Here is a 12,576-nt window from a genome sequence, read left to right as displayed (position 1 = left end):
ATCAGCCAGCAACCGCGATACGTTTCATATCGGTCATATAACCGCGCAGCTTCTGGCCCACTTTCTCGATTTCATGGCGACGGATCGCATCGTTCACGTCGCGCAGCTGGGCATTATCGACCGCACCGGCGTCAATGGCTTTGCCGAGATCGCCCGGTTGCAGCGTGGTCATGAACTCTTTCAGCAGCGGTACAGCGGCGTTAGCGAACAGATAGTTGCCATATTCTGCGGTATCCGAGATCACCACGTTCATCTCATACAGGCGCTTACGGGCAATGGTATTGGCGATCAGCGGCAGTTCGTGCAGCGATTCATAGTAGGCAGACTCTTCGATAATGCCTGCATCCACCATGGTTTCGAACGCCAGCTCAACCCCTGCTTTCACCATCGCGATCATCAGAACGCCTTTGTCGAAGTACTCCTGCTCGCTGATTTTGCCTTCGTACTGCGCGGCATTTTCAAACGCGGTCTGGCCGGTCTCTTCGCGCCAGGTCAGCAGTTTCTTATCGTCGTTAGCCCAGTCGGCCATCATGCCGGAGGAGAACTCACCGGAGATGATGTCATCCATATGCTTCTGGAACAGCGGGGCCATGATGGTTTTCAGCTGTTCGGACAGCGCATACGCGCGCAGTTTCGCCGGGTTGGAGAGGCGATCCATCATCAGGGTGATGCCACCCTGCTTCAGCGCTTCGGTGATGGTTTCCCACCCGAACTGAATCAGTTTTTCGGCGTAGGCCGGGTCAGTGCCCTCTTCCACCAGCTTGTCGAAGCACAGCAGCGAGCCGGCCTGCAGCATACCGCACAGGATAGTCTGCTCACCCATCAGGTCAGATTTTACTTCCGCCACGAAGGACGACTCCAGCACGCCCGCGCGGTGACCGCCGGTGGCTGCCGCCCAGGCTTTAGCAATCGCCATGCCTTCGCCCTTCGGATCGTTTTCCGGGTGGACCGCGATAAGGGTCGGTACACCAAAGCCGCGTTTGTACTCTTCACGCACTTCGGTACCCGGACACTTCGGTGCCACCATCACTACGGTGATGTCTTTACGGATCTGCTCGCCCACTTCAACGATGTTAAAGCCGTGGGAGTAACCCAGCGCCGCACCGTCTTTCATCATCGGCTGAACGGCACGTACTACGTCGGAGTGCTGCTTGTCCGGCGTCAGGTTGACAACCAGATCCGCCTGCGGGATCAGCTCTTCATAGGTGCCGACCTTGAAACCGTTATCGATCGCTTTACGCCATGACGGACGTTTCTCAGCGATGGCTTCTGCACGCAGCGCATAAGACACGTCAAGGCCGGAGTCACGCATGTTGAGGCCCTGGTTCAGACCCTGGGCGCCACAACCGACGATGACCACTTTTTTTCCTTTGAGGTAGCTTGCGCCGTCCGCGAATTCATCGCGGCCCATGAAGCGGCATTTACCCAGTTGCGCCAACTGCTGGCGCAAGTTCAGTGTATTAAAGTAGTTAGCCATCGCGTTACTCCGGGTGTTGTGTTGTCTTTATTGTTTGGGTCGTAAGCCCTGTCTGTGCTTACGAGAATGACCCCATCATAAGACAGGAATCTTGTTGCTGAAATTGATATATTAACAACGTAACGTTGCAAAAAATGCAACACAGACTCTGGAGGCTAGCCCGTGGACTTACGCGACCTGAAAACCTTTCTTCACCTGGCAGAGAGCCGCCACTTTGGGCGCAGCGCGCGGGCGATGCACGTCAGTCCGTCCACCCTGTCGCGTCAGATCCAACGGCTGGAAGAGGATCTGGGCCAGACGCTGTTTGTTCGCGATAACCGCACCGTTACGCTGACCGACGCCGGCGAGCAGCTGCGCCAGTTCGCCCAGCATACCCTGCTCCAGTATCAGCAGATGCGTCATACCCTGGGCCAGCAAGGCCCTTCGCTGACCGGTGAGCTGCGCCTGTTCTGTTCAGTAACCGCGGCCTACAGCCACCTGCCGCCGATCCTCGATCGCTTTCGCGCCGAACACCCCTCGGTAGAGATCAAGCTGATTACCGGTGATGCCGCCGACGCGGTGGAAAAAGTCGATTCCGGTGAGGCCGACCTGGCCATCGCCGGTAAGCCGGAGAGCCTGCCGCCGGGCATCGCCTTCGCCATGCTGGAAAACCTTGCGGTGGTGCTCATTGCCCCCGCACTGCCCTGCCCGGTGCGTCATCAGGTCACCTCAGCGTCCCCCGACTGGGCCAAAGTGCCGTTTATCCTGCCGGATCAGGGGCCGGTCAGACGGCGCATTGAGCTGTGGTTCCGTCGCCAGAAGCTCAGCCACCCGTCCATTTACGCCACGGTGGGCGGCCATGAGGCGATGGTGTCGATGGTGGCGCTGGGCTGCGGCGTGGCGCTGATCCCGGAGGTGGTGCTGGAAAACAGCCCGGAGCCGGTACGTAATCGCGTGATGATTCTGGAACGTAGCGATGAGAAAACGCCGTTTGAACTGGGCGTCTGCGTGCAGAAAAAGCAGCTGCACGAGCCTATCGTCAGCGCCTTCTGGAAAATTGTGCAGGAGCGGAAAGAGAGCGCATAAAAAAGGGCCGCAGCCCTTTTTCTCTATGCCAGGAAGAAACGAAACGCCGGGTTATGGGTTTCGTCGTGACACTCATACCCGAGCTCGTTGAGGCGCGTTTCGAAATCCGGCTCGTGTTCGCCGAGTTCGAAGGCAGCCAGCACGCGGCCATAGTCGGTGCCGTGGCTACGGTAGTGAAACAGCGTGATATTCCAGTGCGTACCCAGTGTATGCAGAAACTTCAGCAGCGCCCCCGGTGACTCCGGAAATTCGAAGCTGTAGAGCCGCTCGCGCAGCGGGCGCGACGGCCTACCGCCGACCATATAGCGCACGTGCAGCTTCGCCATCTCATCATCCGAGAGATCCACTACGCTATAGCCCCCGTCATGAAGCAGCGCCAGAATCTCTTTGCGCTCCTCAAGACCACGGCTCAGACGCACGCCGACAAAAATGCAGGCGTCGTTTGCATCGGCGAAACGGTAGTTGAACTCCGTTACCGCCCGGCCGCCCAGCAGCTGGCAAAACTTCAGAAAGCTGCCCTGCTCTTCGGGGATCGTTACGGCCAGCAGCGCTTCGCGCTGTTCCCCGAGTTCGCAGCGCTCAGAGACGTAACGCAGCCCGTGGAAGTTTACGTTCGCCCCGGAAAGGACGTGCGCCAGACGCTCACCGCGAATATTGTGCTGTGCGATGTACTTTTTCATGCCCGCCAGCGCCAGTGCGCCGGAAGGCTCTGCCACCGCGCGCACGTCTTCAAACAGGTCTTTCATCGCCGCACAGATGGCATCGCTGTCGACGGTGATGATGTCGTCGATGTACTCCTGGCACACGCGGAACGTTTCATCCCCGATACGCTTGACCGCCACCCCTTCGGCGAACAACCCGACCCGCGGCAGCTCAACCGGCTGGCCCGCCTCCAGCGCCGCTTTCAGGCAGGCTGACTCTTCCGCCTCTACCGCAATCACTTTGATTTGCGGCATCAGCTGCTTAATCAACACCGCCACGCCCGCCGCCAGACCGCCGCCGCCAACCGGAACAAACACCCGGTCGAGATGGGCATCCTGTTGCAGTAGTTCCAGCGCCAGCGTACCTTGCCCGGCGATCACCGCCGGGTGATCGAACGGCGGAACCCATGTCATGCCCTGCTGCTGAGAGAGCTCAACGGCTCGGGCCTTGGCTTCGTCAAAGTTGGCGCCGTGGAGTAGCACTTCACCGCCAAAGCTACGTACCGCATCGACTTTGATATCTGCCGTGGCAACAGGCATTACAATCAGCGCTTTAATGCCAAGGCGCGCCGAGGAGAACGCCACGCCCTGAGCATGGTTGCCTGCCGACGCGGTGATCACGCCGCGCGCTTTTTGCTCGTCGGTTAGCCCGGCAATCATGGCGTAGGCGCCGCGCAGCTTAAAGCTGTGCACCGGCTGGCGGTCTTCACGCTTCACCAGGATAACGTTCTCCAGACGTGAGGAGAGCTTTTCCATGTGCTGAAGCGGAGTGACCTGCACCACTTCGTACACCGGCGCGCGCAGAACGGCGCGCAGGTATTCGGCCCCACAGGGCGCGTCGGACAGGGGTTGCGGCTCAGCCATCCTTAGCCTCCCAGCTTCGATTTGTCGCGCACGGCGCCTTTATCTGCGCTGGTTGCCAGGCTGGCGTAGGCGCGAAGCGCGAAGGAGACTTCACGTTCACGGGCCTTCGGCGTCCAGGCCTGCGCACCGCGTGCATCCTGCGCTTCGCGACGCGCGGCCAGCTCCTGATCGCTCACCTCAAGCTGAATGCCACGGTTCGGAATATCGATAGCAATGATGTCGCCATCTTCGATCAGAGCGATATTGCCGCCGCTGGCGGCTTCCGGAGAGACGTGGCCGATGGAGAGACCCGAGGTCCCACCCGAGAAGCGACCGTCTGTAATAAGGGCGCAGCTTTTGCCCAGCCCCATGGATTTCAGGAAGGTGGTCGGATAGAGCATCTCCTGCATCCCCGGCCCGCCTTTCGGCCCTTCGTAACGGATCACCACCACATCGCCGGCTATCACTTTCCCGCCGAGAATGGCCTCTACCGCATCGTCCTGGCTCTCATACACCTTAGCCGGGCCGGTGAATTTCAGAATGCTGTCATCCACCCCGGCGGTTTTCACGATGCAGCCGTTTTCTGCAAAGTTGCCATACAGCACGGCAAGCCCACCGTCCTGGCTATAGGCGTGCTCCAGCGAACGGATGCAGCCTTCAGCACGGTCAGTATCCAGTGAGTCCCAGCGGCACGACTGCGAGAAAGCCTGGGTAGTACGGATGCCCGCCGGGCCAGCGGAGAACATGCTTTTTACCGCGTCATCCTGGGTGAGCATTACATCGTAGCGCGCCAGCGTTTCCGGCAGCGTCAGGCCGAGCACGGTTTTCACTTCGCGGTTCAGCAACCCGGCGCGATCCAGCTCGCCGAGGATACCGATAACGCCACCGGCACGGTGCACGTCTTCCATATGGTATTTCTGGGTGCTTGGCGCGACTTTACACAGCTGCGGAACCTTACGGGACAGCCGGTCGATATCGCTCATGGTGAAGTCGATTTCCGCTTCCTGGGCTGCCGCCAGCAGGTGCAGGACGGTATTGGTGGAGCCGCCCATGGCGATATCCAGCGTCATGGCGTTTTCGAACGCCGCCTTGTTGGCGATGTTGCGCGGCAGGGCCGAGGCGTCGTCCTGCTCGTAATAGCGTTTGGTCAGCGCAACGATGCGTTCACCGGCGCTCAGGAACAGCGCTTTACGGTCGGCGTGGGTGGCCAGCAGCGAGCCGTTGCCCGGCTGCGACAGACCCAGCGCTTCGGTCAGGCAGTTCATTGAGTTGGCGGTAAACATCCCGGAACAGGAGCCGCAGGTCGGGCACGCGGAGCGCTCAATCTGATCGCTCTGCTCGTCGCTGACGTTCGGGTTTGCGCCCTGAATCATCGCATCCACCAGATCCAGTTTGATGATCTGGTCGGAGAGTTTGGTTTTCCCGGCTTCCATCGGGCCGCCGGAAACGAAAATAACCGGAATGTTAAGGCGCAGCGAGGCCATCAGCATACCGGGGGTGATTTTATCGCAGTTGGAGATACAGACCATCGCATCGGCGCAGTGGGCGTTCACCATGTACTCCACGGAGTCAGCGATAAGCTCGCGCGACGGCAGCGAGTACAGCATCCCGCCGTGACCCATGGCGATCCCGTCATCCACCGCAATGGTGTTGAACTCTTTGGCAACGCCGCCTGAGGCTTCGATCTGCTCTGCCACCAGCTTGCCCAAATCACGCAGGTGCACGTGGCCCGGCACGAACTGGGTAAAGGAGTTTACGACGGCGATAATTGGCTTACCGAAATCGTCGTCGGTCATCCCGGTGGCGCGCCACAGCGCACGTGCTCCTGCCATGTTGCGGCCGTGAGTCGTCGTAGCGGAACGGTATTTAGGCATTTCTTAACTCCCAGTGTGTCGTTGTGCCGGGCGGTACTTTGCCGCCCTGTTTTCTCGTTACGTCATCCCCGGCGGGGATGACGTCGGAAAAGCGTGCTAATTACGGGTTAACCTGATCCAGCCAGCCCCATTTATCTTCGGTTTCGCCGGTGAACAGGCCAAAGAACGCCTGCTGAATGCGTTTGGTTACCGGGCCACAACGGCCTTCGCCAACCTGGATTCCGTCGACGCTGCGAACCGGTGTGATTTCAGCGGCGGTGCCGGACATGAAGACTTCATCGGCCAGGTAGAGCGATTCGCGGGACAGCACCTGCTCACGCACTTCGATACCGAGATCTTTCGCCAGCTTGATGATGGCATCGCGGGTAATACCCGGCAGCGCAGAGGAGGTAAACGGCGGGGTAAACAGAATGCCGTCTTTCACTTCGAACAGGTTTTCACCCGCGCCTTCAGAGATGTAGCCGTTAACGTCCAGCGCGATGCCTTCCTGATAGCCATGACGGCGCGCTTCGCTGCCCACCAGTAGGGAGGAGAGATAGTTACCGCCGGCTTTGGCTGCGGTCGGGATGGTGTTCGGCGCAACGCGGTTCCAGGAGGAGACCATGGCGTCAATGCCCTGCTCCAGCGCTTCAGCACCGAGGTAGGCGCCCCACGGGAACGCGGCGATAATCACGTCGGTGGTGTAGCCTTCCGGCGGGTTCACGCCCATGCCAACGTCGCCGACGAAGACCAGCGGACGGATATAGGCGCTGGTCAGGTTGTTTTTACGGATGACCTGACGACAGGCTTCCATCAGTTCGTCAACGCTCTGGGTGACCGGGAAGCGATAGATTTTGGCTGAATCACGCAGGCGCTGCATGTGCTCGCGATGACGGAAGACCACTGGCCCTTTGTGAGACTCATAGCAGCGGATACCTTCAAACACGGATGTGCCGTAGTGCAGGGCGTGCGACATTACGTGCACCTTCGCTTCGCCCCACGGAATCATCTCGCCATTGAACCAAATGTAATCCGCTTTTTTCGTCGTCATTTTTACTCCTGCTGCGCTCAGGCGCTTATTTGTTGTGATGATGATGTTTGATGCTGGATCGCCACGTGACCCACGTCGACCAGTTTTTGTAATTGGTTAAACAGTAATTCGACTGGGCGAGGGCTGGCAACGGTCAATTCGATATTTATATTTCCGGAACTCGAGGCGGATTCCATATTCATCGCACAGATCTCGAACCCGCGATGACGCACGACACGCAGCACGCGCTCCAGAGTTTCGGGACGAAAGCGGGCCTGAACGGCTATCTGATGTTGCGTCATGATAATTTCTCCAGCATTTGAGAGTTACTGGCGCCGGGCGGAACCAGCGGCCACACATTTTCGAGTTCATCGATGGAAACATGGAGCAGGTAAGGGCCTTCGCTGTTCAGCAGCGTGTCGATAGCCGCCTCAACCTGGTCTTTGCGGGTGATATGCTGGCCAGGAATGCCGAATGCGCTGGCCAGGGTCAGGAAGTCCGGGTTATCGGTCAGAGTGGTTTCGCTGTAGCGCTCCTGGAAAAAGAGCTGCTGCCACTGGCGAACCATCCCCAAACGCTGGTTATCCAGCAGCACGATTTTCAGCGGCAGCTGTTTGCGTTTTACGGTGCCCAGCTCCTGAACGTTCATCATAAAGGAGCCGTCCCCGGAGATGCAGATGACCGTGTCATCCGGTCGCGCAACCTGCGCGCCAACGGCGGCGGGCAGACCAAATCCCATCGTGCCAAGACCGCTTGAGGTGATGAAATTTTCCGGGCGGGTAAAGGACATGTGCTGTGCTGCCCACATCTGATGCTGGCCCACGTCGGTGGTCACCACGGCGCTTTCAGGTTTGCGATCCGAGAGCTGCTTGAGCAGCAGCGGGGCGTAGATTGCCTCGCCCGGATGATCGTAACGCCAGCCGTGCTCGGCGCGCAGTGCAGCCGTCTCGTTACGCCAGGCATCTATGGACAGCGGCTGTTGCAGTGCCGCTAACATGACGTTGAGATCGCCCGGCAGCGCAACGTGCGCCTGGCGCAGTTTGTTCATTTCCGCCGGGTCGATGTCCATATGAATGACCCTGGCATGCGGGGCGAAGGTATTGAGCTTGCCGGTTACCCGATCGTCAAAACGCGCACCGACCGCAATCAGCAGGTCGCAGGCCTGAACGGCAAGGTTCGCCGCTCGCGTACCGTGCATGCCCAGCATCCCCATATAGAACGGATAATCTGGCGCAACCGCGCCCAGACCTTTCAGGGTCGCGGTCGCCGGGATCCCGGTGGCGGTGATAAATTCGCGCAGCGCCGGAACCGCCTGTGCCATGCCGACGCCGCCGCCCACGTACAGCATCGGCTTGCTGGCCTGCGCCAGCATCTGACGCGCCAGCTCGATCTCTTCCAGCGGTGGCGAGAAGGTATCTTCGACAGTGGATAGCCACGGCTCCAGTTCACCCACGGCGACCTGGATATCCTTAGGAATATCAACCAGGACCGGACCCGGACGACCACTGTTAGCGATAGTAAAGGCTTCAGCGATAACCTGAGGCAGTTCGTCGAGGGTCTGTACCAGGAAACTGTGCTTGGTGCAGGCCAGTGACATGCCCAGCACGTCAATTTCCTGAAACGCATCGGTGCCGATAAGCGGAGAAGCGACCTGCCCGGTGATAGCAACAACCGGAACCGAATCCAGTAAGGCATCGGCCAGGCCGGTGATGAGATTGGTGGCTCCCGGACCGGACGTTGCGATACATACGCCGGTTTTTCCCGTCGCCCGGGCATAGCCGATAGCTGCCATGGCAGCACCCTGCTCATGCCGGCACAACAGGTGTTCCACGCCGCCGTCGTATAGCGCATCATAGACCGGCATTATTGCACCGCCAGGATAACCGAATACGGTCTCAACCCCCTGCGCCCGCAAAGCATGTACTACCCATTGTGCCCCATTCATATTCAGTTCCCCGCGCTACAACGGGAGAAACAGTGTTTTATGCTACTGCTCATATTCTGCTCCTCGCTTTCGTTTTAAGGCCAAAAAAAACCCCCGGACCTTTCGGTGCGGGGGTTCTCGATGATTCAGGCTTGATTTTTAAGCCTTTCTTCTTCCAGGTGCAGCCCCGCACGGTGGGATAATAATCACCACCACGCTTAGTACGACCAGGCTAATCACTCGTAGAAGGGCTGTCATTTTATGTTCGTTCACATGTTTTGTTCGAAGGAATGCTTAAAGAGTTATCACAGTGCCCGTCGGCCTTACAAGCATTATTTTTAAGAATGGATTCAACGCACATCCGTAATCGCTAAAAAAGTCATTATTTATCAATCAGTAGCGACAGATTAAAAAACTGCGTATGCCGCTACGCTGCCAGATACGCATTTTCAACAGAATATTATGCGGCTTTTATTATTTTACGGGGAGGATTCCAAATAGCGGCGCAATGCAAAACCTTGCCCTTAATTTTATGGAAACGACCTTCAACTTCCTGCATAACGCACTATCTTCTCGCTGCTACCGGGTAGACAGTGGTGCCACAAGGAGGTGGATATGTCTCTCGCTATCATTTTTACCAGAGCAGCGTTAGGGGTGAGTGCCCCGCTGGTGACCGTAGAAGTACATTTGAGTCCGGGCCTGCCGGGACTGACTATCGTAGGGTTACCCGAGACCACTGTGAAGGAAGCGCGAGACCGCGTGCGTAGCGCCATCATCAACAGCGGGTACACCTTCCCGGCCCGTAAAATCACCATTAACCTGGCGCCCGCCGATTTGCCCAAGGAGGGTGGGCGCTACGATTTACCCATCGCGATTGCCCTGCTGGCCGCCTCGGAGCAGCTCAGCACCACCCGGCTCAGCCAGACAGAGTTTGTCGGTGAGCTTGCGCTGACGGGCGCGCTGCGGGGTGTTCCGGGTGCGATCTCCTGTGCGCTTGAGGCCTTAAAGCAGGGCCGGCAGATTGTCGTTGCGCAGGAGAATGCGTCCGAGGTGGGATTGATCGACAAGCCTGGGTGCATGACAGCCTCGCATTTGCTGGAGGTCTGCGCCTGGCTCGAAGGAAAGGGCTCGCTCCCCCGGCCCGTGACACCGCCGCCAGACAGCAATTGCCGTTCAGGCGATATCAACGAGGTTGTGGGTCAGCAACAGGGTAAGCGAGCGCTGGAGATCACCGCAGCTGGTGGCCACAACCTGCTGTTCATTGGCCCGCCGGGTACGGGTAAAACCATGCTGGCAAGCCGGCTCAATGGATTACTCCCCCCGCTGAGTGACGAGGAGGCGCTGGAGAGCGCTGCTATCATGAGTCTGGTGAATCCGATAAGGCTTTATCAGCAATGGCGTCAGCGGCCATTCAGGGCGCCTCATCATAGTGCCTCACTCTCTGCCCTGGTTGGTGGAGGATCGATCCCGGTGCCCGGCGAAATCTCGTTAGCGCATAACGGTGTGCTGTTTCTTGATGAGCTCCCGGAGTTTGAGCGTCGGACGCTAGATGCTCTGAGAGAGCCTATCGAATCAGGGCAAATTCACATCTCACGTACACGGGCAAAGATCAGCTACCCGGCGCGTTTTCAACTCATTGCTGCCATGAATCCCAGTCCGACCGGACACTATCAGGGAAACCATAATCGCTGCAGCCCGGAACAGACGTTACGCTACCTGGGTCGACTTTCGGGCCCGTTTCTGGACCGGTTCGATCTGTCGCTGGAGATCCCTTTGCCACCACCGGGTTTGCTGAGCCAGCCATCGGTGAAAGGTGAAAGCAGCGCTGAAATCAGAGAGCGGGTCATCGAGGTTCGCAATCGCCAGCTCAGCCGTCAGCAATGCGTGAATGCTCTGCTGGATAACGCAGGGATCGCGCGATTTTGTCCGCTGGAAAAGCAAGACGCCGAATGGCTTGAGGAAACACTCATCAGACTGGGACTATCGGTGCGGGCATGGCAACGGCTGCTGAAGGTAGCGCGGACGATTGCCGACTTACAGGGGGAGAGCCACATTCGCAGGGAGCATTTGCAGGAGGCACTTGGCTATCGCGCGATAGACAGAATGCTTATCCATCTACAGAAGATGCTGATGTAAAAAAGGGCCTTTCGGCCCTTTTCGTCAATCGTCGCTTTCAGTGTAGTCTTCCACACCTTCCATCTGCGGCTTACCGCCGGAGAGGGTATGGAAACGCTTAGGACGCTTAATGCGCGTCATGTACTTGCTCCACACTCTTTCAGCTTCAGTTACTGGCTCACGCTCACCGCGGCATACGGCGACGAACAACTCTTCTTCTTCGGTTGCCGGTTCGCGTTTACCCAGATCCAGTTCGTTGAAAGCATAACCATGACGCTCCAGCAGCTGCGCCTCTTTAATGGTGAAATCACCATGTCGAGAGAACCCGCGTGGATAATGTCTGTTGTCGAAAAATCGATTAGTCGTCGTAAAGCTTTCCGCCATCCTGCACGCTCCTAATTCTCTTGGCCGGGCTATTTATGGCGCGGAGTATTAGTTACGCTTGACAGAGTGTAAAACAAAACATTTAAATCATAACGACAAATAATTTTGCGGAGAGAGTTGTGGATACGGAATTGCTGAAAACGTTCCTCGAAGTAAGCAGAACACGCCATTTCGGACGCGCTGCTGAAGCCCTTTACCTGACACAATCCGCTGTGAGCTTTCGCATTCGTCAGCTGGAAAACCAACTGGGAGTGAATCTTTTTACTCGCCATCGTAACAACATTCGCCTGACACCGGCAGGAGAACGCCTTCTGCCCTATGCCGAGACGCTAATGAGCACCTGGCAGGCGGCACGAAAAGAGGTGGCGCATACCTCACGACATAACGAACTTTCTATCGGTGCGAGCGCATCGCTTTGGGAATGTATGCTGTCGCAGTGGCTGACGAGGCTTTATCAGGCGCATAGTGGCATGCAGTTTGAAGCGCGTATCGCTCAGCGCCAGTCGCTGGTGAAGCAGCTACACGAACGGCAGTTGGATCTGCTTATCACCTCCGAAGCACCGAAAATGGATGAGTTCAACAGCCAACTGCTCGGGCATTTCACGCTGGCGCTCTATAGCGCGGCACCGGCGCGCAGTAAGGCTGAACTTAACTATCTACGCCTGGAGTGGGGGCCGGACTTTCAGCAGCATGAAACGGCCCTTCTGCCAGGGGATGACATTCCGATGTTAACCACCAGTTCGGCTGAGATCGCACGTAAATTCCTGAGCGAATTGAATGGTTGCACCTGGTTGCCTACCGCGTGGGCAAAAGAGCGTAGCGATCTGCGCAGCGTGAGCGACAGCACGACGCTTTCACGCCCTCTTTATGCCATCTGGTTGCAAAACAGCGATAAACAGGTGCAGATCAAAGAGCTGCTTAAAACGTCGATTCTGGATTGACAGGTATTGCTGGAGGGGAGATGCATAACCCGAAGGCAAATTGCAGACAAAAAAAATCCTTAGCCGTTAAGCTAAGGATGATTTCTGGCAGGGGCGGAGGGACTCGAACCCCCAACACCCGGTTTTGGAGACCGGTGCTCTACCAATTGAACTACGCCCCTAAATAAGGGTGGCGGAACGGACGGGGCTCGAACCCGCGACCCCCTGCGTGACAGGCAGGTATTCTAACCAACTGAACTACCG

The 12,576-nt window shown here is 57.8% G+C and carries 11 protein-coding genes and 1 tRNA gene; 3 read left to right on the top strand and 9 right to left on the bottom strand.

Annotation, left to right across the window (positions count from 1 at the left end):
- Window position 1: 1 nt before the first annotated feature.
- Window positions 2-1,477, bottom strand: coding sequence for a ketol-acid reductoisomerase (ilvC, locus tag DW58_RS00830; RefSeq protein WP_024549432.1), 1,476 nt, complete (start codon window positions 1,475-1,477; stop codon window positions 2-4).
- A 162-nt stretch (window positions 1,478-1,639) separates the two neighbouring features.
- On the opposite strand from ilvC, the gene ilvY reads away from it, so the two are divergent.
- Complete coding sequence (ilvY, locus tag DW58_RS00825; protein ID WP_024549431.1) at window positions 1,640-2,542, top strand: HTH-type transcriptional activator IlvY; 903 nt, start codon at window positions 1,640-1,642, stop codon at window positions 2,540-2,542.
- Window positions 2,543-2,565: 23 nt separating this feature from the next.
- Here ilvY and ilvA read toward each other — a convergent pair whose 3' ends face one another.
- The 6 genes from ilvA to ilvL form a co-directional block, all read right to left on the bottom strand.
- Window positions 2,566-4,107 (bottom strand): threonine ammonia-lyase, biosynthetic, encoded by a 1,542-nt coding sequence (gene ilvA, locus DW58_RS00820; RefSeq protein WP_024549430.1) that lies wholly within the window; start codon window positions 4,105-4,107, stop codon window positions 2,566-2,568.
- 2 nt (window positions 4,108-4,109) lie between these two features.
- Window positions 4,110-5,960 (bottom strand): dihydroxy-acid dehydratase, encoded by a 1,851-nt coding sequence (ilvD, locus tag DW58_RS00815; RefSeq protein WP_024562386.1) that lies wholly within the window; start codon window positions 5,958-5,960, stop codon window positions 4,110-4,112.
- Window positions 5,961-6,060: 100 nt separating this feature from the next.
- Complete coding sequence (locus DW58_RS00810; RefSeq protein ID WP_024549115.1) at window positions 6,061-6,990, bottom strand: branched-chain amino acid transaminase; 930 nt, start codon at window positions 6,988-6,990, stop codon at window positions 6,061-6,063.
- Window positions 6,991-7,007: 17 nt separating this feature from the next.
- Window positions 7,008-7,271 (bottom strand): acetolactate synthase 2 small subunit, encoded by a 264-nt coding sequence (ilvM, locus tag DW58_RS00805; RefSeq protein ID WP_024549116.1) that lies wholly within the window; start codon window positions 7,269-7,271, stop codon window positions 7,008-7,010.
- On the bottom strand, window positions 7,268-8,914 hold the full coding sequence (gene ilvG / locus DW58_RS00800; protein ID WP_024549117.1) for an acetolactate synthase 2 catalytic subunit: 1,647 nt from the start codon (window positions 8,912-8,914) through the stop codon (window positions 7,268-7,270). The genes ilvM and ilvG overlap by 4 nt, the downstream gene beginning before the upstream one ends.
- 138 nt (window positions 8,915-9,052) lie before the next feature.
- Window positions 9,053-9,151 (bottom strand): ilv operon leader peptide, encoded by a 99-nt coding sequence (ilvL, locus tag DW58_RS19750; RefSeq protein WP_071789257.1) that lies wholly within the window; start codon window positions 9,149-9,151, stop codon window positions 9,053-9,055.
- 357 nt (window positions 9,152-9,508) lie between these two features.
- On the opposite strand from ilvL, the gene DW58_RS00795 reads away from it, so the two are divergent.
- Window positions 9,509-11,029 (top strand): YifB family Mg chelatase-like AAA ATPase, encoded by a 1,521-nt coding sequence (locus tag DW58_RS00795; protein ID WP_024549118.1) that lies wholly within the window; start codon window positions 9,509-9,511, stop codon window positions 11,027-11,029.
- 24 nt (window positions 11,030-11,053) lie between these two features.
- On the opposite strand, the gene DW58_RS00790 is transcribed toward DW58_RS00795, so the two are convergent.
- Entirely contained in the window at window positions 11,054-11,392 is a 339-nt protein-coding gene (locus DW58_RS00790; RefSeq protein WP_024549119.1) for a MaoP family protein, read from the bottom strand.
- Between the two features lie 89 nt (window positions 11,393-11,481).
- On the opposite strand from DW58_RS00790, the gene hdfR reads away from it, so the two are divergent.
- The gene (gene hdfR, locus DW58_RS00785; protein WP_409371866.1) at window positions 11,482-12,333 is read left to right on the top strand and encodes an HTH-type transcriptional regulator HdfR; all 852 of its coding nucleotides are present in this window, start codon (window positions 11,482-11,484) and stop codon (window positions 12,331-12,333) included.
- Between the two features lie 85 nt (window positions 12,334-12,418).
- Here hdfR and DW58_RS00780 read toward each other — a convergent pair.
- A tRNA-Trp gene (locus DW58_RS00780) sits at window positions 12,419-12,494 on the bottom strand.
- Window positions 12,495-12,576: the final 82 nt, after the last annotated feature.

Source organism: Siccibacter turicensis LMG 23730 (assembly GCF_000463155.2).
Lineage (GTDB): Bacteria > Pseudomonadota > Gammaproteobacteria > Enterobacterales > Enterobacteriaceae > Siccibacter > Siccibacter turicensis.
This window is presented reverse-complemented; position numbering and strand designations above follow the sequence as displayed.